Here is a 21,637-nt window from a genome sequence, read left to right on the forward strand (position 1 = left end):
ACGCCGCACGCCTGTGTCGCGGTCGTGCGGCGTATCCCGGTGGCGTGCGGATCAGTCCTCGCGGGACCCCGCGTACATCTCGTCGATGAGGTCCTTGTACTCCCGCTCGACGACCGGGCGCTTCAGCTTGAGGCTGGGCGTCAGCTCGCCGTGCTCGATGTCCAGGTCGCGGGGCAGCAGGCGGAACTTCTTGATGGTCTGCCAGCGCTGCAGGCCCTCGTTGAGCCGCTTCACGTAGCCGTCGATGAGCTGCTCGGCCTGCGGCGAGGCGACCACCTCCGCGTAGGACTTGCCGCCCAGGCCGTTCTCCTCGGCCCAGCCGAGGATCGTGGGCTCGTCGAGGGCGATGAGCGCGGTGCAGAAGTTCCGGTCCGCGCCGTGGACGAGGATGTTCGAGACGAACGGGCACACGGCCTTGAACTGGCCCTCGACCTCGGCCGGAGCGATGTACTTGCCGCCGGAGGTCTTGATCAGGTCCTTCTTGCGGTCGGTGATCCGCAGGTAGCCGTCCGCGGACAGCTCGCCGATGTCGCCGGTGTGGAACCAGCCGTCGGGCTCCAGGACCTCGGCCGTCTTCTCGGGCAGCTTGTGGTAGCCCTCCATGATGCCGGGGCCGCGCAGCAGGATCTCGCCGTCGTCGGCGATGCGCACCTCGCAGCCGGGCACCGGCTTGCCGACCGTGCCGGTGCGGTACGCCTCCCCGGGGTTGACGAAGGAGGCGGCGCTCGACTCGGTGAGGCCGTAGCCCTCCAGAATGTGGATGCCCGCGCCGGAGAAGAAGTAGCCGATGTCGGGCGCGAGCGCGGCGGAGCCGGAGACCGCGGCGCGCAGCCGGCCGCCGAAGGCGTCGCGGAGCTTCGCGTAGACCAGGGCGTCGGCGACCTTGTGCTTGACGCCGAGGCCGAAGGGCACCGACGCCGTACCGGTGCGGCGGAAGTTGTCCTGGGAGACCTTGGCGTACTCGCGGGCGACGCCGGCGGCCCACTGGAAGATCTTGTACTTGGCGCCACCGCCCGCCCGTGCCTTGGCGGCGACCCCGTTGTAGACCTTCTCGAAGATGCGGGGCACGGCGGCCATGTAGGTCGGCTGGACCACCGGCAGGTTCTCGATGATCTTGTCGACACGGCCGTCGACGGCGGTGACGTGCCCGACCTCGATCTGGCCGGAGGTCAGCACCTTGCCGAAGACGTGCGCGAGCGGCAGCCACAGGTACTGGACGTCGTCCTTCGTGACGAGCCCGGTCGCGGCGATGGCCTTCGCCATGTACGACCAGTTGTCGTGCGGCAGCCGCACACCCTTGGGGCGGCCCGTGGTGCCGGAGGTGTAGATGAGCGTCGCGAGCTGGTCGGCGGTGATGGCCGAGACCCGCTCCTTGACGGCCTCGGGGTGCTTCTCGAGGTACGCCGCGCCGCGTGCCTCCAGGTCGGCGAGGGTGAGCACCCAGCCCTCCGGGTCGGCGGGGTCCGGCTCGACGCCCTCGGCGTCGAAGACGACGACGTGGCGCAGCTCGGGCAGCTCGGCGCGGCGCTCACGGGCCTTCGCCAGCTGGGAGGCGTCCTCGGCGATGAGCACCCGGCTCTCGGAGTCGGCGAGGATGTACGCCGACTCCTCGGCGTTGGTCGACGGGTAGACGGTGGTGGTCGCTCCGCCCGCGCACATGACGCCGAGGTCGGCGAGGATCCACTCCACGCGGGTGGAGGAGGCGAGCGCGACCCGCTCCTCGGAGGCGACCCCGAGGTCGATCAGGCCGGCCGCGATGGCGTAGACCCGCTCGGCGGCCTCGCCCCAGCTCAGGGACTTCCAGTCGTCGGGGCCCGTCCCCGAGGCGGGGGGCACCGGGTAGCGGTAGGCCTCGCCGTTCGGCGTGGCCGACACGCGCTCGGTGAAGAGAGTCGCCACCGATGGCGGTCGGTTCTCGATCTGGGTCTGGGTTTCGCTCACGACGTCCTCCGGGCCTGCGGCAACATGCACGACTGGCTGGTTGTTTAACTGGCGAGTAACCATCGAGCCGTGATCAGGGTAGAGCGCACATCGGCGGCGCGTAAGAGCCTGCGGGCTGCCGCTTCATAACGAACGGAACGCAGGTCCGCTCTCCGCAGCCACGGGTCGATGCCGTGTACATGTAACGATTCATGCCCGCCCGGTGGCCGAAAAGCGCCCGTCTAGGGCCGGACGGGCGCTTTTCGGTACGCGCGGGGGAAGCGAAGAGTGGTAGGCCCGGGAAGCGGGTGCGGACGGACCGGGCGGCCGAGGCAGGGGGCCGCTTCCGCCCCGCGCTCGGCCGCCCGGTCTCCCGCCTACTTCTTGCTCTTGCCGCCCTCGTCGCTGGACAGCACCGCGATGAAGGCCTCCTGCGGCACCTCCACGGAACCGACCATCTTCATGCGCTTCTTGCCTTCCTTCTGCTTCTCCAGCAGCTTCCGCTTACGGGAGATGTCACCGCCGTAGCACTTGGCGAGGACGTCCTTGCGGATGGCGCGGATGGTCTCGCGGGCGATGACGCGTGAGCCGATGGCCGCCTGGACCGGGACCTCGAACGCCTGCCGCGGGATGAGCTCCTTGAGCTTGGCGACGAGCCGGACGCCGTACGCGTACGCCTGGTCCTTGTGGGTGATGGCGGAGAAGGCGTCGACCTTGTCGCCGTGCAGCAGGATGTCGACCTTGACGAGGCTGGAGGCCTGCTCGCCGGTGGGCTCGTAGTCGAGCGAGGCGTAACCGCGCGTCTTGGACTTCAGCTGGTCGAAGAAGTCGAAGACGATCTCCGCGAGGGGCAGGGTGTAGCGGATCTCGACCCGGTCCTCGGAGAGGTAGTCCATGCCGAGGAGGGTGCCGCGGCGGGTCTGGCAGAGCTCCATGATCGAGCCGATGAACTCGCTCGGCGCGAGGATCGTGGCCCGCACGACCGGCTCGTGCACCTCGTCGATCTTGCCCTCGGGGAACTCGCTCGGGTTCGTGACCGTGTGCTCGGTGCCGTCCTCCATGGTCACGCGGTAGACCACGTTCGGGGCGGTGGCGATCAGGTCGAGGCCGAACTCGCGCTCCAGCCGCTCGCGGATGACGTCGAGGTGCAGCAGGCCGAGGAAGCCGACGCGGAAGCCGAAGCCGAGGGCCGCGGAGGTCTCGGGCTCGTAGACCAGGGCCGCGTCGTTGAGCTGGAGCTTGTCGAGAGCGTCGCGCAGCTCGGGGTAGTCCGAGCCGTCCAGCGGATACAGCCCCGAGAACACCATGGGCTTGGGGTCCTTGTAGCCGCCGAGGGCCTCCGTGGCGCCCTTGTGCAGGCTGGTGATCGTGTCACCGACCTTGGACTGGCGGACGTCCTTCACCCCGGTGATCAGATAACCCACCTCGCCGACGCCGAGTCCGTCGGCCGGGAGCATCTCGGGCGAGTTGGTGCCGATCTCCAGCAGCTCGTGGGTGGCTCCCGTGGACATCATCCGGATGCGCTCACGCTTGTTGAGCTGGCCGTCCACCACTCGTACATACGTCACCACACCGCGGTACGAGTCGTAGACCGAGTCGAAGATCATCGCGCGGGCGGGGGCGTCCGCCACACCGACCGGGGCCGGGACGTCCCTGACCACCCGGTCGAGCAGCGCCTCGACACCGAGACCGGTCTTCGCGGAGACGCGCAGGACGTCGTCCGGGTCGCAGCCGACCAGGTTCGCCAGCTCCTCGGCGAACTTCTCCGGCTGCGCGGCCGGCAGGTCGATCTTGTTCAGCACCGGGACGATCGTGAGGTCGTTCTCCATGGCCAGGTAGAGGTTGGCCAGCGTCTGCGCCTCGATGCCCTGGGCGGCGTCCACGAGCAGGATGGTGCCCTCGCAGGCGGCGAGCGACCGCGACACCTCGTAGGTGAAGTCGACGTGACCCGGGGTGTCGATCATGTTGAGGATGTGGGTCCTCCCCTGGTCCTCACCCTCGGTGGGCGCCCACGGCAGGCGGACCGCCTGGGACTTGATCGTGATGCCGCGCTCGCGCTCGATGTCCATACGGTCGAGGTACTGAGCGCGCATCTGCCGCTGCTCGACCACGCCGGTCAGCTGGAGCATCCGGTCGGCAAGCGTCGACTTGCCGTGGTCGATGTGCGCGATGATGCAGAAATTGCGGATCAGCGCCGGGTCGGTACGGCTCGGCTCGGGCACGTGGGTAGGAGTCGCGGGCACGCAGGGTCCTGATTCTTTGGCAGACGCCGGGTCGGTGAGCTCGGGTCCGTGTCGGATCGATACGTAGGCTCCATGGTCCCACGCGTGAGGGGCTGTGCCCGGTTTGGGCCACCCGTGGGGCGACTGGTAGCCTGAGCAGCTGTGTCTCGTCCCCTCGCTGGGGGCACCTCCCGCGCCCGAAGGGCCAGGGGGGAGGGACACGAAGTTGCAGATCATCGAACTCCCCCTGCGCCCCATGGGCGTGGGTGAACCCCAGAAAAGGGCTTTTCGTGGCGAACATCAAGTCCCAGATCAAGCGGAACAAGACGAACGAGAAGGCGCGCCTGCGCAACAAGGCCGTCAAGTCGTCGCTCAAGACCGCGATCCGCAAGGCCCGTGAGGCCGTCGCCGCCGGCGACGTCGAGAAGGCGACTGTGGCTGCCCGTGCCGCCTCGCGTCAGCTCGACAAGGCCGTCTCGAAGGGTGTCATCCACAAGAACGCCGCCGCCAACAAGAAGTCGGCGCTGGCCTCCAAGGTTGCCTCCCTCCAGGGCTGAGCACGTGACTGATCGCCGTTAGGGATCAAGCGGGCCCTCTCATCCGCTCCCGACCGGCACCCCTCGCGCCGCACGCGGCCTGCGTTCGCCACGCGGGTGCGGCGCACCCATCCCAAAGCAAAGGCCCCGCCCCGGTTCTTCCCCAGGACCGGACGGGGCCTTCGCCGTGTCCGGGGGCGGGTGGGCCGGCGGCGCGGGGAGCGGGGCGGGCCTCGGACGCCGGTGCGCGCGGCGGTACGGGGGCGGGCGCGGCGGAGCGGGAGGGGAGCGGGGGCCCGGCGGCTGGGTGCCGGCCGGTGACGAGCGCCGACGGGACGGCCCATGAGGGGGCGGCGGTGAGGAGCCGCGCCCCCTGGAGCCGCGCGGAAGGCACCGCGCCTCGCCCCCCGGGCGGTCCCTCAGGGGGCCGGCGGGCAGGACCCCGGAGGGTCAGGCGCGGCGGAGGCGGGCCGCTCGGGCGATCGTGACGACCGCCTTCTCCAAGGCGTACTCGGCGTCGTCGCCGCCGCCCTTCACCCCCGCGTCCGCTTCCGCGATCGCCCGCAGGGCCATCGCGACGCCGTCCGGGGTCCAGCCGCGCATCTGCTGGCGGACCCGGTCGATCTTCCACGGCGGCATGCCCAGTTCGCGGGCGAGGTCGGCCGGCCTGCCGCCCCGCGCCGAGGACAGCTTCCCGATGGCGCGCACACCCTGCGCGAGCGCGCTCGTGATCAGCACGGGCGCGACGCCGGTCGACAGCGACCAGCGCAGCGCTTCCAGCGCCTCCGCCGCCCGGCCCTCGACGGCCCGGTCGGCGACGTTGAAGCTCGACGCCTCGGCACGGCCGGTGTAGTAACGCCCGACGACCGCCTCGTCGATCGTGCCCTCGACGTCGGCGGTCAGCTGGGACACCGCGCTCGCCAGCTCCCGCAGATCGCTGCCGATGGCGTCGACCAGGGCCTGGCACGCCTCAGGTGTCGCGGACCGCCCCAGCGCCCGGAACTCGGAGCGGACGAAGGTGAGCCGCTCGGCCGGCTTCGTCGTCCTGGGGCAGGCGACCTCGCGCGCGCCGGACTTCCGGGCCGCGTCGAGGAGCCCCTTGCCCTTCGCGCCGCCGGGGTGCAGGAGCACGAGCGTGATCTCCTCCACCGGGGCGTCGAGATAGGCCTTGACGTCCTTGATCGTGTCGGCGGACAGGTCCTGCGCGTTGCGCACGATCACGACCTTGCGCTCGGCGAAGAGCGAAGGGCTCGTCAGCTCGGCGAGCGTGCCGGGCTGCACCTGGTCGGCGGTGAGGTCGCGTACGTCGGTGTCGGCGTCGGCGGCCCGCGCGGCGGCCACCACCTGCTGCACGGCGCGGTCGAGGAGCAGGTCCTCCTGGCCCACGGCGAGGGTGACGGGGGCGAGCGGGTCGTCGGTCGAATTCTTCCTGGCCATCGCGGTCAAGCATCCCACGCGCCACTGACACCCTCCGGCGCGTCCCGTGGCATACCGGAGAATGGCCCGGTGAACGAACGACATGTACTGGTGCTGCCCGACCGCGACGCCGCCGAGGAAGCGGCCGAGGAGCTGGCAGAACGCTTCGGCGTCACGGAGGAACCGCAGTTGGTGCGGGACGCGCTGGCCGGCGAGGACGACGCCGAGGACGCCCAGTGGCTCGTCGTGGTGGAGGACCCCGAAGGGCGCCTGGACGCGAGCGCGCTCGACGAGTTCGCCGCCGGGTACGAGGGCTGGCTCGAGGCGCCCTGACCGAGAGGGTCCGGGAACCGGGCGGCGGTCCTGATGTCCCTCCGCGTCGGCGCACAGGACGAGCGGGACGGCGCGCCGTCAGGGCCGGACCGGACCTGCGGCGTCGCCTCAGCCGGCCGCCGGATCGGGCGGAAGCCGGTCGAGCACCAGCCCGAAATGCTCCTCGTACGCGGCCAGCACCGCGGCGTCGCCGGACAGCTGCCGCTCGTGCCGCTCACCGTGGGCGGTGACCACCAGCTTGCGCCCGCTCAGGGTGACGCGGCCTTCGGGAGTCAGCCGCGAACAGACGAGGGAGCGGGTGAAGTGCGAGGCCGGCGAGGTGCGGTGGTACCAGGCCCCGGCCTCGAAGTCGGTGAGGTCACGCGGCCTGGTGTCGATCCGGAACTGCGGCTTGCCGTCCCGCAACAGGTCGAGGTCCCCGTACTGCGCCCCGGCCACGATCCGGAACACACCGGCCGGGTCCTGCTGGTCCTCCCTGTCGTCCAGCGCGAGCGGATGGTGGCTGTGGTCACCGAAGCCGACGTCCGCCAGCCACGGCCCGGTGCCGTCCACCGTCTCCACGCGCAGGGTGAGGTGGTCGTACGGAATGCCCAGCCTCCCGCCGTCCCCGAAGACACGGGCCTGGTAGAGCGTCACGGTGAAGCCGAGAGCGCGCAGCAACGCCGCGAACGCGCCGTTGAGTTCGTAGCAGAAACCGCCCCGCCTGGCCTCCACCACCTTGGCGACGAGCAGCTCGTCGCCAAGGACGATGTCCTCGCCCCGGTGGATCGACAGATTCTCGAACGGCACCGTGCGCAGATGACGCAGCTGGAGCTCGCGCAGGGCCGCCGCGTCGGCCCGCTCCGGTCGGTCGGCGCCGATCCGGCGCAGGTACGCGTCCACGGTCTGCGACGAGAGCGCGGGCGGCGGCTGCCGCTCCTGTCCTGGAGTTCCCATGTCGGGCAGTCTCGTCGTTCGCGCGCCGCCGCGCCATGCGCCGCGGGTGGCGGCCCGCGCGACGTACGCCCCCAGGCCGCCCGGCGGAACCCTTGGGGCTCCGGGCCCCGGGGCTTCCCGTACCCGCGAGGCCGGTGCGTGTGGCCTTCGCTGCCTGCGGGGCGCCGGTGGCGGCCCCCGCGCCCGGAGCGGCTGCCGCGCCCGCCCGGATGGGACCCCGGCCTAGCGCCCACCGGGCCCGGCACGTGTCGTGACCCGCAGGCGTGGGCCCGCTCCCGCCACCGCGATCGCCCCGTCCCGGTCCGTACGCAGCACCATCGCCCCCTGGGTCCGCAGCAGCCCGAGCGTCCGCGGCGCCGGGTGGCCGTACGGGTTGTCGCGGCCACAGCTGATGAGCGCCAGCCTCGGCCGGATCCCGGCAAGCAGCGCGGGGTGCTGGTACGCCGAGCCGTGATGGGCCACCTTGAGCACGTCCACCCGCGGTATCACCGGATGCGCCCGCAGCAGCGCCTGCTGGGCGGGCGGTTCGAGGTCGCCGAGGAGCAGCAGCGACAGACCGCCCGCCGCGCGGACCAGCAGGGCGACGCTGGCGTCGTTCGGGCCCTGCGGCCTCAGGCCCGCCCTGGCGTCCGGCCACAGCACCTGCCAGTCGATGCCGCCCGTGCGACGGCGCTCGCCCGGTGCGGCGCGCGCGACGGGGACTCCGGCCGTCGCGGCGACGCGCCGGACGAACTTCGCCTGCCCCACCGGCTCCTGAAGGGTCGTCGTCTGGATGACCCCGACGCTCCTTCCTCTGAGCGCGCCCGGCAGCCCGGCGACATGGTCGGCGTGGAAATGCGTGATCAGGAGCAACGGGATCCTTGTCACGCCGAGCTCCCGCAGGCAGCGGTCCGCCAGCTCCGGGTCGGGACCCGCGTCCACGACCACGGCCGTACCGCTCCCGGCCGCGAGGACGGTGGCGTCGCCCTGCCCCACGTCGCACATCACGTAGTCCCACTCCCGTGGCGGCCAGCCGCTGATGACCCCGGTGATCGGCGGCGGGCGCAGCACCACCAGGAGCAGCAGCAGTGCGCACAGCGCGCCTGCCAGCGGATGGCGTGGCAGCCGCCGGACCAGCAGCAGCACCACGGCCGTGACGGCCGCCAGCAGCAACCCGCCGGTCCAGCCGCGCGGCCAGCCGGCGTCCGCGCCGGGCAGTGCCGCGCCGGTCCGCGCCACGGAGGCGATCCAGCCGGTCGGCCACCCCGCGCAGCGAGCCAGCACCTGAGCGACCGGTGTCGCCACCGGTGCCGCCGCCAGCGCGGCGAAGCCGAGGACCGTGGCCGGCGCGACGGCGACTTCGGCGACGAGGTTGCAGGGGATCGCGACCAGGCTGACCCGGGCGGCGAAGACCGCCACCACCGGTCCGCAGACGGCCTGTGCCGCGGCCGCCGCGGCCAGGGCCTCGGCGAGCCGTGGCGGAACGCGCCGCCGCTGGAGAGCGGCGCTCCACCCGGGTGCGACGGTGAGCAGCGCCCCCGTCGCGAGCACGGACAGCAGAAAGCCGTAACTCCGGGCCAGCCACGGGTCGCACAGCACGAGCAGCAGCACGGCGGCGGCCAGCGCGGGGACGAGCGATCTGCGGCGGCCGGTCCCGATGGCGAGCAGGGTGACGAGCCCGCACGCAGCCGCCCGCAGCACGCTCGGCTCCGGTCTGCACACGACGACGAAGGCGAAGGTGAGCGCTCCGCCGAGCAGGGCCGTGCCGCGCAGGGTGATGCCCAACCGGGGTGCGAGGCCGCCTCGTTCCGCGAGCAGTGCCCTGCCGGGTGGACCGATCAGCAGGATGAGGACGATGGTGAGATTGCTGCCGGACACGGCCAGCAGATGCGTCAGGTCCGTCGCCTCGAACGCCTCGTGGAGGTCCTCGGGCACACGGGACGTGTCGCCCACGACCAGGCCGGGCAGCAGCGCCCGGGCGTCCGGCGCCAGGTCGTCGGTGGCCGCGCGCAGCCCGGCGCGCAGGTCCCCTGCCACGCGCTGCAGGACGGTCGGTGGTCCGGTGATCCGCGGTGGCCCGGAGCCTCGGGCGCGCAGCACGGCGGCGATGGGGTCGTCCGGCCGGAGGGGCGTTACGAGCCGGCCGGCGAGCCTCAGCCGGGTCGAGGGCAGGAGCCGCCGCCACTCCGCGACCGCTCCGCCCGCGGGCACCATCACCAGGACCGGCGTCCGTGTGCCGGTGGTGACGCCGCCCGGTCCCGTCACCCGCGTCGCCTCGGCGTTCAATACGGTCGCTCCCGGTGCCATCCGGTCGCCGACGACCCTGGGCCGCACGGGTCTCGGGTCCGACGTGACGGTCAACTCCAGTGTCACGTGAGCATGCTGTCTGGCCAGCTCGGGCAGCGGTCCCCGGCGCACGTCGGCGCTGTGCAGCCCGGCGGAGGCCGCCGCGGCGGCGGCGCACAGCAGCACACCGACGACGGCGGTGGCGTTGAGCCGCAGACGTGTGCCGTCCCCGTCGAGCGGCCCGCGCAAGACTTCCCGGTCACGCCTGGGGCGCGAGCCGTCTCCGTCAGGCCGCCCGCGCGAGCCGTCTCCGTCAGGCCGCCCGCGCGAGCCGTCCCGGTGGAGCCTCGGGCGCGCGCCCTCTCCCTCAAGCCGCCCGCGCGAAACCTCCCCGTCGAGCCGCCCGCCCGAGCCGTCCCGGTCACGCCTCGGGCGCGAGCCGTCCGCAGCCAACTGCCGCGGCGGCCCCTGCGCGTCGAGCAGCCGACGCGTGCCGTCCCGCCCTGAGCCGTAAAACGACGGTGCTCGGGCCCTCCACCGCCGGAGTGCGACCAGCACGAGCGGGATCGCGCCCGCCGTCACGACACATACGGCGACACCCGTCGCCGTCCACCGGCCAGGAGCTGTGACGGCGAGCGCCGCCGCTGCCCAGGCCGCCAGGGCGGGAGGGACGAGACGCAGATCGGCAGGTCCCTCCTGACGCGGTGCCGTCCCGCCCGGCCGGTCCTGCGACACGGCGTGAACGGCCGCCCGTGTCATGGCCGCACCCGGTTCTGCAGATCCGCGAACCGCCGGTCCCCGATCCCGTTGACCTCGCGCAGCTCGTCGACCGAGCGGAAGCCTCCGCTTCTGGTGCGGTGGTCGATGATGTGCTGGGCCAGGACGGGGCCCACGCCCGGCAGCGTCTCCAACTGCTCGGCGGTTGCCGTATTGAGGCTGAGCGGTCCGGTCGCCGCCCCGGCCGGCCCGGTCCCCGTCGGGCCGGGCGGCCGCGATCCGGCAACGGACGGCGGCGCGCCGACCACCACCTGTTCCCCGTCCGTCAGCACCCGCGCCCGGTTGAGGCCGGTCACGTCCGTCCCCGTCGTCACTCCCCCGGCCGCCTCCAGCGCGTCGGCCACCCGGGACCCGGCGGGCAGGCGCAGCACACCCGGCCTGCGAACCTTGCCGCTCACGTCCACCACGATCCGTGCGGAACGCCGGGCCTCTGCGGGCGCGGGGGCACCGGGCGACGGCGCGGGTTCCGCCAGGGGGTCCGGCGGCGGCTGCGCGGCACCCTGCTGGACAACGTCCGGAGCCCGTACGGCCTGCGGCCGTCCCGCCCAGAAGTGCTGGACCGCGAAGACGGCGGCGACCACGAGAACGACGGCCAGGGCGGCGAGCGTCCGTGGTTCGAGCCCACACCTGAGCTGCACCCATAAGGGCAGCCGCTCGCGCAGCGCGAACCACCGCGCCGCGCTGCGCGGTCCGGTGGCCGCGCGGCCGGCGTCGGTCCGGTCCCCCGCCCCCGTCGCCTGCACGTCCGCGCCAGGGCCGCGCCCTCCGCCGCCGTGGGACAGATCGCGCAGCTCCGCCGCGGCGGCTCGCGCCGCGCCGGGAAGCGGCCGGTACGCCGGAGCGTCGGGGCCGGGGGACGGGACACGCCTCGCCGCGGCGCCTGGACTGGCCGGGGGATCGGAAGCCGACGGGATGGTGCGCGTCCCGTGGATCCGGCCCATGCCGGGCCGGACTCCCGCGAACAGTGCGTCGGCCCTCCGGCGGACGGCGTCGGCGCCGGCGGTAGACGCCCGGCCGCCCCTCAGCCGCCCGGGCCGCAGGACACGGCGGTCCGCGTCGGCGGCGGTCGGCTCACCGGCCCTCGACGCGGCCCCGCCCACGGTGCCCAACCACCTGGTCGGCCCGGGATCCGGGCCGGAAGCGGGACGCACCAGCCCGCCCGGCGTGTCACCACCACCCGCGATCGCTCCCAACAGCGGACGCCTCGTCACCTGACGCGCTCCACCAGGCAGCCCCGCACCCGCCGCGGTCACCACACCCACCGCACCGCCGGGCGGCCTCACAGCAACTCCCGTGCTCACCCAGGGCAGCGGACCGGTCCCCGACGCCGGACGCCCCGTCACCCGACGCGCCCCGGCAGGCTGCTCCGCCCCCGCACTCGCACTCGCGCCCGCATCCGCGCCCGCGTCCGGAAACCGGGGCGCCGGCGGTCCGGCCCTGCTGGCCGGGTCGGCTCCAAAGGTGCGTGCGTCAGCGCGCCCCGCGGCGCGGTGACGGCCCCTTTGGCCGGGGCGCAGGCGGCCGTGGTGCCCGTGGCGCGTGCGCCCGTCGGAGGCCGGGGCACGGCCGGGTCCACTCGTTGCGGAACGTGCTCGAAGACTCATGCCACAGGACGGTAGGCACATGTGCCCGAATCCGCTGAACAGGCCCAATTCCTGTGGAGAGACCACCGGTTGTGGACATCTCGGCCACTCCCCCGAGTGACCACCGCTGCCGGCGGCGCGGCGACCACCACCGGCAACCGGCCCACGGCACCGCCCCGTCAGCCCCTACGGCGCCGCTCCCTCAACGAGCCGAGACCACAACTCCCAGCAGGCCCGGCCCGGTGTGGGCGCCGATCACCGCACCCACTTCGCTCACATGCAGGTCGGCCAGTCCCGGCACCCGGTCGCGCAGCCGCTCCGCGAGCGCCGTGGCCCGCTCGGGTGCCGCGAGATGATGGACCGCGATGTCCACCGGAGCCGTACCGGCCCGCTCGGCGACGATCTCCTCGAGCCGGGCGATGGCGCGCGAGGCGGTCCGCACCCGCTCCAGCGGTTCGATCCGGCCCCCTTCGAGCTGCAGGAGCGGCTTCACGGCGAGGGCGGAGCCCAGGAGGGCCTGCGCGGCGCCGATCCGGCCGCCGCGGCGGAGATAGTCGAGGGTGTCGACGTAGAAGTAGGCGGACGTGCCCTCGGCGCGCTTCTCGGCGGCCGCGACGGCCTCGTCCAGGGAACCGCCCGCCTCCGCCGCCTCTCCCGCGGCGAGTGCGCAGAAGCCGAGGGCCATGGCCACCATGCCCGTGTCGACGACCCGCACCGGCACGGGAGCGTCCTTCGCGGCCAGCACCGCGGCGTCGTGGGTCCCGGAGAGCTCGGACGACAGATGCAGCGACACGATCCCGGTCGCGCCGTTCTCGGCGATGGCCCGGTACGTCCGCGCAAACGTTTCTGGGCTGGGCCGGGACGTGGTCACCGGCCGGCGCTTCTGCAGCGCGAGGGCCAGCGAGCGCGCCGAGATCTCCGTGCCCTCCTCCAGCGCCTGATCGCCGAGCACGACGGTGAGGGGCACCGTGGTGATGCTGTGCCGCTCCATCATCGGTGGCGGCAGGTAGGCCGTTGAATCGGTGACGATAGCGACATGGCGGGACATGAGCGGGAGGTTACCCGCAGCAGGTGCCGGGCGGCAGCCCGGCCCTGCCCGGCTTTCCTCCGAGGCGCGCCGGAGAACGGCCCGAAGGGCGGCTCGGCCGGCCGGCCCAGATCAGTTGGAGGTCTCGGGGCGGGCGGACTTCTGCCACGGATAGGCGGTCTCCCGGCGAGGATCCCGCGCCGTGATGGCCTGCTGCTGTCCCGGAGCAGACTGCTCGGGTGCCTGGTCCGGCTCCGCCCAGAACTGCTCGGCCGGCGCACCGGCGGTCCGCTGTGCCGAGCCGGCGGCGTCCGCGACCGTGCCCGCCTCGTGGTCCGGACCGGCCCCCGGGGCATCGGCCGACCAGTGCCGCAGCGCACCGGCCTCCATGTCGATCTGCGCGCTGAGGATGTCCAGATCGTCCTCGGCGAACTTGTTGGCACGGTCCCTCGCCGCCCAGCGCAGCGATTCCGCGGAATGCGTGATCCGCTCCGTGCGGTCGCGCAGCCCCGGCAGGAGCGAGGCGACCGTCGCCCGGTCGGGCTCGCGCTCCAGCCGCTTGAGCTCGTCGTCGAGCTCCCGTCCGTGGGCGCTCAGCCGCCGGAAAAGCGCCAGCGACTCGGAGAGCGACGCGTCCTCGGCCGCGCCCGCCTGCAGCGCTTCCTGCGTCGCCCGCATCGATGTGCGCAGGGCGAGCCGGAGCTGCGCCAGCTCGCCGCCCACGCCGCCCTGCCCGTAGCTCTTCGCCCGCAGGGTGGTGTCCTCGACGGTGCGCCGTGCCTGGGTGACCGTGCGCTCGACGCCGCGCTTGGCCGCGCCCACCACCTTGGCGGTGACATACACCCCCAGTGCCACGAAGGCGAAGAAAAGCAGCGCCAGGATCGTGATTACGGCTCCGGCATCCATGAACGCCCTCCGGCATCGGTTCTGGTTCTTCCCACGGTAAACGGAAAGGGCAGGCCGAGGGTTCCGCCGGAACCCTCGGCCTGCCCCTAGGGGGAAACCCCGGTCCCGCTACGCGGGAACGATGTTGACCAGCTTCGGCGCCCGCACGATGACCTTGCGGATGCCCGCGCCGCCCAGCGCCGCGACCACCGCCTCGTCGCTCAGCGCCAGCGCCTCCAGGTCCGCGTCCGTGATCGAAGGGGAGACCTCCAGGCGCGCCTTGACCTTGCCCTTGATCTGCACGACGCAGGTCACGGCCTCGTCCACGACGTACGCGGGGTCGGCGACCGGGAAGCTCGCGTGCACGACGGAGCCGGTGTGACCCAGCTTGTGCCACAGCTCCTCGGCGATGTGCGGGGCCAGCGGCGCGACCAGCAGCACCAGGCGCTCGGCGACCGAGCGCGGCAGCGGGCCGGCGCTCTTGGTCAGGTGGTTGTTCAGCTCGGTGATCTTGGCGATCGCCGTGTTGAACCGCATGGCCGCCAGGTCCTGGCCGGCGCCGTCGATCGCCTTGTGCAGGGCACGCAGCGTGTCCACGTCGATGTCGGCGTCCTGGGTGTCGACGACGGTGACCTCACCGGTCGCCTCGTCGACGATGTTGCGCCACAGCCGCTGCAGCAGGCGGTACTGACCGACGACCGCGCGGGTGTCCCAGGGACGCGACACGTCCAGGGGACCCATCGCCATCTCGTACAGCCGCAGCGTGTCCGCACCGTACTCGGCGCAGATCTCGTCCGGAGTCACCGCGTTCTTCAGGGACTTGCCCATCTTGCCCAGCTCGCGCTTGACGGGCTCGCCCTCGAAGAAGAACTTCCCGTCCCGCTCCTCGACCTCGGCGGCCGTGACCGGGAAGCCGCGGCTGTCGCGGTAGACGTACGCCTGGATCATGCCCTGGTTGTACAGCTTGTGGAACGGCTCGGCCGACGAGACGTGTCCCAGGTCGAACAGCACCTTGGACCAGAACCGGGCGTACAGCAGGTGCAGTACGGCGTGCTCGGCGCCGCCCACGTACAGGTCGACACCGCCGTGCGGCTGCCCCTCGCGCGGGCCCATCCAGTACTGCTCGATGGCCGGGTCGACCAGCTTCTCGCCGTTGTGCGGGTCCAGGTAGCGCAGCTCGTACCAGCACGAACCCGCCCAGTTGGGCATGGTGTTGGTCTCGCGGCGGTACTTCTTCGGGCCGTCGCCCAGGTCCAGCGTCACATTGACCCAGTCGCCGTTGCGCGACAGCGGCGTCTCGGGCTCGGTGTCGGCGTCGTCCGGGTCGAAGGTGCGCGGCGAGTAGTCGTCGACCTCCGGCAGCTCCAGCGGCAGCATCGACTCCGGCAGGGCGTGCGCCACGCCGTCCTCGTCGTACACGATCGGGAACGGCTCGCCCCAGTAACGCTGGCGGCTGAACAGCCAGTCGCGCAGGCGGAAGTTGACGGTGCCCTCGCCGATGCCCTTGGCGACCAGCCACTCGATGATCCGGCTCTTGGCCTCGGCGACCGGCAGACCGTTCAGCGAGATCTCGTCGTTGGCGGAGTTGATCGCCGGCCCCTGGCCGGTGAACGCCTCGCCCTCCCAGCCCTCCGGCGGCTGGACGGTGCGGATGATCGGCAGCCCGAAGGCCTCGGCGAACTCCCAGTCGCGCTCGTCCTGGCCGGGCACGGCCATGATGGCGCCGGTGCCGTAGCCCATCAGCACGTAGTCGGCGACGAACACGGGGATGCGGTTGCCGGTGACGGGGTTCAGCGCGTAGGCGCCGGTGAAGACACCGGTCTTGTCCTTGTGCTCGGTCTGCCGCTCGACGTCGCTCTTCGTCTGGGCCTGCTTGCGGTACGCGGCGACGGCGTCGGCCGGAGTGGCCGCACCGCCGGTCCACGACTCCTTGACGCCCTCGGGCCACTCGGCGGGCAGGATCGAGTCGATCAGGCCGTGCTCGGGGGCCAGCACCATGTAGGTCGCGCCGAACAGGGTGTCCGGACGGGTGGTGAAGACGGTGATCTTCGCATCCGCGTGGCCGTCCACGGAGAAACCGACGCGGGCGCCCTCGGAGCGTCCGATCCAGTTGCGCTGCTGCAGCTTGATGGCCTCGGGCCAGTCCAGCGCGTCCAGGTCGTCCAGCAGCCGGTCGGCGTAGGCGGTGATGCGCATGTTCCACTGGCGCAGCTTGGCCTTGAAGACGGGGAAGTTGCCCCGCTCGGAGCGGCCGTCGGCCGTCACCTCCTCGTTGGCCAGCACCGTGCCCAGGCCGGGGCACCAGTTGACGGGCGCGTCGGAGGCGTACGCCAGGCGGTACTCACCCAGGACGTCGGCGCGCTCCTTGGCGCTCAGCTCGCTCCACGCGCGCGTGCCGGGCACGGACCGCTCACCGCTCTCGAACAGGGCGACCAGTTCGTCGATCGGACGGGCCTTCTTCGCCTCCTCGTCGTACCAGGAGTTGAAGATCTGCAGGAAGATCCACTGGGTCCACTTGTAGTAGTCCGGGTCGATCGTGGCGAACGAACGGCGCTTGTCGTGGCCCAGGCCCAGCCGGCGCAGCTGCGCCTTCATGTTGACGATGTTCGCCTCGGTCGACACGCGCGGGTGCGTGCCGGTCTGCACGGCGTACTGCTCCGCCGGCAGTCCGAAGGCGTCGAAGCCCAGGGTGTGCAGGACGTTGTGCCCGGTCATGCGCTGGTGGCGGGCGAAGACATCGGTGGCGATGTAGCCCAGGGGGTGACCGACGTGCAGGCCCGCACCCGAGGGGTACGGGAACATGTCCATGATGAACTTCTTGGGGCGGGCGGCCACGGCCGGGTCGCCGGCCAGGTCACCACTCGGGTTCGGCGCCTCGTAGGTCCCCTCGGCGTCCCAGAAGTCCTGCCAGCGTGCCTCGATGTCGGCCGCCATGGCAGCCGTATAACGATGCGGGGCTGCTGCCTCGGCAGCAGAAGTCATCTCGCTCATGATCCTTAAAAGCTCCATCGATCGTCTCTGCCAGCTGCCGCTGATTCATCCGGTGACGAAATGAAAAATCCCCTCGCACAGGAGGGGACGCCGCGCCGATTCCGACGGGTCTTTCATCCGTCGGGACTGATCAGCGCGGCTCGCTAAGCAGAAGGCGTACGGCACGCATGGCGTCAGGGTACCGCAGCGGCGGAAGTGGCCGCATGCGCCGTCCATGGCGCTCCGTGACCGGGCGTGACGGAAGCGGCAAGCGATCATGATTCCGCGTTACTCCGCGTATCGACCCTATCCAGGGCAACCCCCAGGTCAGTTGCCGCTGCTTCCCCGCGAATAACAGTGAAACCTCGTACCGGGCGGTATGGGTCGACCTAGAGTGCGTCAACGGGACAGCTTTCCCGCACCATTCGGAGTCGCCCCATGAACCGTCGTATCAAACAGCGTTTGTCGCCGGGCTCCGGGCCCGGACTCGGCCGCCCGGTGCAAGGCGGCCTCTACGCGGCCGCGTTGATCCTCATACCCGTGATCGCCGTCGGGGGCAGCGACAGCTTTCGCGCCGCGCTCGACTTCACCACCGGGGTTCTGTCCCTGGTGTCGCTGACCGCATCCGTCGCGTGGGGTCTGATCGCCACCGACCGAATCCTCCTCTCCCCGCGCCACCGTCTGCTCGCCCAGGGCATCCACCGGACCACCGCGGTCGCCTCGCTCGGCTTCCTGCTGCTGCACGCCACCGTGAAGGTCTCGCTCGGGCACGTGGCGGTGATCGGCGCGCTCATCCCGTTCGGCCTCGGGGTCACGGGCACCTCCGCCCTCATCGGCTTCGGCTCGCTGGCCGGCTTCCTCATGGTGGTCGCCGCCACGACCGGAGCGCTGCGCAGCGCGCTGGCGGGCAACGTCCGGGTCGCCGGCCGCTGGCGGCCGCTGCACATGCTGGCCTACCCCGCCTGGTGCTTCGCCCTCGTCCACGGGCTCTACGCGGGTCGCCCCGCGGCCACCTGGGTCGTCACCATGTACTGCCTGGCGCTGCTCGGAGTCGCGGCCGCGGTGTCGGTCCGGCTGCTGCCCCGGCCGGTGCAGCGGCGGGTCGCCGCCCGGATCATGTCCCTGACCGGCGTCGGCGACGGCGGACCGCCCGCCACCGACGAGCAGGCACTGCGTGATCCGGTCATGTCGCCGCTGCCCGGCGCGGGCGGGCTGAACGGGACGGGCCGCTCGCCCGTATCCGCCGACATGGACCGCATGGACAGGGCGAACGGCATCCCGTCGCAGCGCCCGTACGAGCAGGACTTCCAGCCGCCGCTCGGACAGGCGCGTGCGCAGCCGCCCCGGCTGGCCGCACCCTCGCCGCAGCTCTACGAGGCCCCTCCGCCGCCGGACCCCGAACCGACGGTGGTCCCCAGCGGTTCCGGCGCCGGCCGCGGCCCCGGCATGGCCGCGGCCTACCGGGCCGTGTCCCTGGCGGCCGACGCCGCCGCACCGCTCGCCGAGCGCGTGCCGATGACCGAGGAGATACCCGAGGTGTCCGAGACGGGTCCCCGTCCGGGCACCTGGCCCACCCCCTCACCGCCTCCCCCGGCCCAGGCCGTGCCGGAGCAGGCGCCCCCGCTGTACGACACCCCTCCCCCACCCCTGTTCGACTCGGCCCCCTCCTACGACACCCCGACCGCGTACGGCGCCACCGCGCCCTCCTACGGCTCCACAGCGGCCTACGACATCACCGGGGGCTACACCTCCCCGGCCGCCTCCTACGGCGCCGCGGGTGCGGACGAGGCCCCGCCGCCCTCCCCGTACGACGACCGCTCCGCGTACGGGACCGGTGGCCCCGCCGCGTACGACGACACAGCGCCGATGCCAGGGCCCCTCTTCCAGCCGCCGGCCGGAGAGCCCTGGAACGCACCTGCAGGAGAACGACCGTGAACACCCCGCTCCCCGACGTCCCCGAGGTCCGCGTCGTCGGGCTCCCCCAGCTGACGCAGGGTTTCGATCTGGTCGAACGCCTCGACCTGCAGATGCACCTGAAGGTCCACGGGCCGCTGGAGCCCGTCAGCGGCGAGCGGCTGGCCCAGCTCGCCGAGGAGATATCGCTGACCGGGCGCGGCGGCGCGGGGTTCCCGTTCGGCAAGAAGCTGCGCGCCGTCGCCAAGTCGGCGATCCGGCGCGGTGTGCGGCCCGTCGTGGTCGTCAACGGCAGCGAGGGGGAACCGGCCTGCCGCAAGGACACGGTGCTGCTCAACCGCGCGCCGCACCTCATCCTCGACGGTGCGCTGCTGGCCGCCGAGGCGCTCGGCGCACGCACCCTGGTCGTCGCGGTCACCCGCAACTCCACGGAGGTCTCGATGCGCGCCGCGCTCGCCGAACGCGGTCTGAGCGACCGGCGCGGCCAGCAGTTGCGCGCCAGAGTCGTCCGCACGCCGGAGCGGATGGTCTCCGGCGAGGCGTCCTCCGTCATCCGCGCGGTCAACGGCGGCCCCGCGCTGCCGCCCGGCCGCCGCGTGCGTGCCGCGGACTCCGGCGTCGGCGGCGCGCCGACGCTCCTGTCGAACGCGGAGACGTTCGCGCAGCTCGCCGTCGCTGCGCGCATCGGCTCGCGCCGCTACGCCCACACGGGCCTGGACTCGGAGCCCGGCACGGTCATGCTGACGATCTCCGGCGCGGTCTCGCGCCCCATGGTCGTCGAGGTGCCCACGGGCGTCCCCCTGCGGTACGTGCTCCAGCTGGCCGGTGCGCCGCCGCTGCCGCAGGGCGTGCTCACGGGCGGCTACCACGGCAACTGGATCGACTCGGTCGCCGTGCACGAGGCGGTCGTCTCCAAGGCGTCCCTGGCGTCCGTGGGGGGCGCCCTGGGCGCGGGGGCGATCCTGCCGATCGGCCCGGAGACCTGTCCCCTGGGCGAGTCGCTGCGGGTGGCCAACTGGCTCGCCGCGGAGACCGCAGGCCAGTGCGGGCCGTGCAAGCTCGGTTTGCCGGCCGCGGCCGGCGGGCTCGCCGACGTGATCAACGGCGGCGGTCCGGCGGCGCTGGAGGCGCTGCGCGAGGTGACCGGGGCGGTGAAGGGCCGCGGTGCGTGCAAGCACCCCGACGGTTCGGCCCGGTTCTTCGCCTCGACGCTGTCCGCGTTCACCGACGACCTCGCGGCCCATGTGCTGGACGGCGGCTGCGGCCGGCCGGTGACCGGTGTGCTGCCCCTTCCGCTGCCCGGCTACGAGGAGGCGGAGGAGTCCATTCCCAGCGGCGAGAAGGTCTTCATCGACTGGACGCTCTGCCAGGGGCACGGTCTGTGCGCCGACATCATCCCTGAACTGATCCGGCTCAACCCGGACGGCTACCCGTCGGTCGCCGACGCGGTCGTCCCGATGCACATGCGAGGGCGCGCGCAGCGGGCCGTGCGCCGCTGCCCTGCGCTCGCGATGCGGATCGAGCAGGTGGCCGCCCCCGCGCCGGAGCCGTCGCGGCCCGCACTGCCCAGCAGCAACCGCAAGGCCCTCGGCAGCGGCCGGAGTTGACCGGACACACCGGCACGAAGAAGCGGGCCACCCGATCCGGGTGGCCCGCTTCTTCTTCTGTGGAGCTAAGGAGAATTGAACTCCTGACCTCCTGCATGCCATGCAGGCGCTCTACCAACTGAGCTATAGCCCCTTGCTGTGTGCCGCCCCGTCCGGGTTTCCCCCGCGGCGACGTAGAGAACATTAACGCCCTCGTCGGCGCATCTCCAAATCGTTTACCTCAGGGACCGACACGTCCTGGATTGTCCACTTCGGGGCGGGTGGCGCGGGAGTGGTCAGGCGGTCGCGAACGAGTAGAAACGCTTGAGGGTGCAGTGCTCGTCCAGCAGCCGGCCGTAGATCGGCTCCCCCTCGAGCTCCCGGTACGTCTCGATGGGGTCGCCTTTTATGATCAGCGCCCGCGCGCACTCCTCGCACCAGTACTGGTACTCCGGATTGACCGGATCCATGTCCCTGACGATCGGCGTACCGCTGCCGCACCAGTCGCATTTCCGCCTGTGGGCACCCATCATTCAGCTCCAGCTGTGGCCGCAGGCCGTGCACACGTAGGAAACCCCTCCGTTGTCCCCGAGGACCTGGGCGACATGGGCGGAACCGCAGGAAGGACAGCTGAGGCGAGCACGTGCCTCCGCCGTGGCAAGCAGGTCATCGGCAGCCTCCCCGGCTTCCTCGCCGCTGGCGGACATCGCGCGCTCCCTCCCGTACCGCCGGTGTCCCCTCCGGCCGTCCGATTCTGCCATGGCCACGCAAGGAGGTCAGCGGCGTTTGCGAACGAGACCGGCCACGGCCCCACCCCCTAGGCGGAAGGCGGTCAACTGCCCGGTGCCGGCGGCGAGTCCGAAGGTGAGCGGGAAGGCGGTGAAGGAGCTGCCAGACCGCTGAGAACACACGGCGGTGGCCGAGCATCGCGCCGAGGCGTGCGCCGGTGACCAGCAGGGACGGCGCAGACGATGGTGCAACCGGCGACGACGAGCCGCAGGTCGGCGCCGCGGGGGGCTGCCGCGCCCGCCGCCGGCACCCTGCGAGAACCCCCGGCACCGACGCGAAGATCCCGCCCCCTGCCGGGGACGGGATCCTGATTGTGGAGCTAAGGAGAATTGAACTCCTGACCTCCTGCATGCCATGCAGGCGCTCTACCAACTGAGCTATAGCCCCGCGTGTTCTTCGCGCTCCGCGCTGCGAACAAGAAGAACTCTAGCCTGCGACCTGCCGGAAAGTGAAATCCGGGTCCGGGGCCGCCCCGGCG

At 72.4% G+C, this 21,637-nt stretch carries 14 protein-coding genes and 2 tRNA genes; 4 read left to right on the top strand and 12 right to left on the bottom strand.

Features of this window, described 5'->3' with window-relative positions:
* Nucleotides 1-51: 51 nt before the first annotated feature.
* Both AB0K02_RS02165 and lepA read right to left on the bottom strand, forming a co-directional pair.
* Complete coding sequence (locus AB0K02_RS02165) at nucleotides 52-1,941, bottom strand: AMP-dependent synthetase/ligase (protein ID WP_365990410.1); 1,890 nt, start codon at nucleotides 1,939-1,941, stop codon at nucleotides 52-54.
* 356 nt (nucleotides 1,942-2,297) lie between these two features.
* Complete coding sequence (gene lepA / locus AB0K02_RS02170) at nucleotides 2,298-4,163, bottom strand: translation elongation factor 4 (RefSeq protein ID WP_365990412.1); 1,866 nt, start codon at nucleotides 4,161-4,163, stop codon at nucleotides 2,298-2,300.
* A 269-nt stretch (nucleotides 4,164-4,432) separates the two neighbouring features.
* On the opposite strand from lepA, the gene rpsT reads away from it, so the two are divergent.
* Nucleotides 4,433-4,699 carry a 30S ribosomal protein S20 gene (gene rpsT, locus AB0K02_RS02175; protein ID WP_365990413.1) on the top strand — a complete coding sequence of 89 codons (267 nt, stop codon included), beginning with the start codon at nucleotides 4,433-4,435 and terminating at the stop codon, nucleotides 4,697-4,699.
* Between the two features lie 429 nt (nucleotides 4,700-5,128).
* Here rpsT and holA read toward each other — a convergent pair whose 3' ends face one another.
* Nucleotides 5,129-6,115: a DNA polymerase III subunit delta gene (gene holA / locus AB0K02_RS02180; RefSeq protein WP_365990414.1), complete on the bottom strand. Its 987-nt coding sequence runs from the start codon at nucleotides 6,113-6,115 to the stop codon at nucleotides 5,129-5,131.
* Between the two features lie 69 nt (nucleotides 6,116-6,184).
* Between holA and AB0K02_RS02185 the strand changes: the two genes are divergently transcribed.
* Nucleotides 6,185-6,427 (top strand): hypothetical protein, encoded by a 243-nt coding sequence (locus AB0K02_RS02185; RefSeq protein WP_365990415.1) that lies wholly within the window; start codon nucleotides 6,185-6,187, stop codon nucleotides 6,425-6,427.
* Nucleotides 6,428-6,535: 108 nt separating this feature from the next.
* Here the strand turns inward: AB0K02_RS02185 and AB0K02_RS02190 are convergent, their stop codons facing one another.
* The 6 genes from AB0K02_RS02190 to leuS form a co-directional block, all read right to left on the bottom strand.
* Complete coding sequence (locus AB0K02_RS02190) at nucleotides 6,536-7,363, bottom strand: arylamine N-acetyltransferase (protein ID WP_365990416.1); 828 nt, start codon at nucleotides 7,361-7,363, stop codon at nucleotides 6,536-6,538.
* 222 nt (nucleotides 7,364-7,585) lie between these two features.
* Nucleotides 7,586-9,844 (bottom strand): ComEC/Rec2 family competence protein, encoded by a 2,259-nt coding sequence (locus AB0K02_RS02195; protein ID WP_365990734.1) that lies wholly within the window; start codon nucleotides 9,842-9,844, stop codon nucleotides 7,586-7,588.
* A 539-nt stretch (nucleotides 9,845-10,383) separates the two neighbouring features.
* Nucleotides 10,384-11,346: a ComEA family DNA-binding protein gene (locus tag AB0K02_RS02200; RefSeq protein WP_365990417.1), complete on the bottom strand. Its 963-nt coding sequence runs from the start codon at nucleotides 11,344-11,346 to the stop codon at nucleotides 10,384-10,386.
* Nucleotides 11,347-12,190: 844 nt separating this feature from the next.
* On the bottom strand, nucleotides 12,191-13,036 hold the full coding sequence (locus tag AB0K02_RS02205) for a DegV family protein (RefSeq protein ID WP_365990418.1): 846 nt from the start codon (nucleotides 13,034-13,036) through the stop codon (nucleotides 12,191-12,193).
* A 111-nt stretch (nucleotides 13,037-13,147) separates the two neighbouring features.
* Nucleotides 13,148-13,921, bottom strand: coding sequence for a hypothetical protein (locus tag AB0K02_RS02210; RefSeq protein WP_365990419.1), 774 nt, complete (start codon nucleotides 13,919-13,921; stop codon nucleotides 13,148-13,150).
* 108 nt (nucleotides 13,922-14,029) lie between these two features.
* Nucleotides 14,030-16,891 carry a leucine--tRNA ligase gene (gene leuS / locus AB0K02_RS02215; RefSeq protein ID WP_365990420.1) on the bottom strand — a complete coding sequence of 954 codons (2,862 nt, stop codon included), beginning with the start codon at nucleotides 16,889-16,891 and terminating at the stop codon, nucleotides 14,030-14,032.
* Between the two features lie 417 nt (nucleotides 16,892-17,308).
* Between leuS and AB0K02_RS02220 the strand changes: the two genes are divergently transcribed.
* On the top strand, nucleotides 17,309-18,805 hold the full coding sequence (locus tag AB0K02_RS02220; protein WP_365990421.1) for a ferric reductase-like transmembrane domain-containing protein: 1,497 nt from the start codon (nucleotides 17,309-17,311) through the stop codon (nucleotides 18,803-18,805).
* A complete protein-coding gene (locus tag AB0K02_RS02225; protein ID WP_365990422.1) occupies nucleotides 18,802-20,391 on the top strand; it encodes a ferredoxin in 1,590 nt (529 codons plus the stop codon). Before AB0K02_RS02220 ends, AB0K02_RS02225 begins: the two co-directional genes overlap by 4 nt.
* Before the next feature lie 60 nt (nucleotides 20,392-20,451).
* Here the strand turns inward: AB0K02_RS02225 and AB0K02_RS02230 are convergent.
* The 3 genes from AB0K02_RS02230 to AB0K02_RS02240 form a co-directional block, all read right to left on the bottom strand.
* Nucleotides 20,452-20,524, bottom strand: a tRNA-Ala gene (locus AB0K02_RS02230).
* 142 nt (nucleotides 20,525-20,666) lie between these two features.
* The gene (locus AB0K02_RS02235; protein ID WP_018846673.1) at nucleotides 20,667-20,840 is read right to left on the bottom strand and encodes a hypothetical protein; all 174 of its coding nucleotides are present in this window, start codon (nucleotides 20,838-20,840) and stop codon (nucleotides 20,667-20,669) included.
* Nucleotides 20,841-21,473: 633 nt separating this feature from the next.
* Nucleotides 21,474-21,546, bottom strand: a tRNA-Ala gene (locus AB0K02_RS02240).
* Nucleotides 21,547-21,637: the final 91 nt, after the last annotated feature.

This window comes from Streptomyces sp. NPDC049597 (genome assembly GCF_040675505.1).
Classification (GTDB): Bacteria; Actinomycetota; Actinomycetes; order Streptomycetales; family Streptomycetaceae; genus Streptomyces.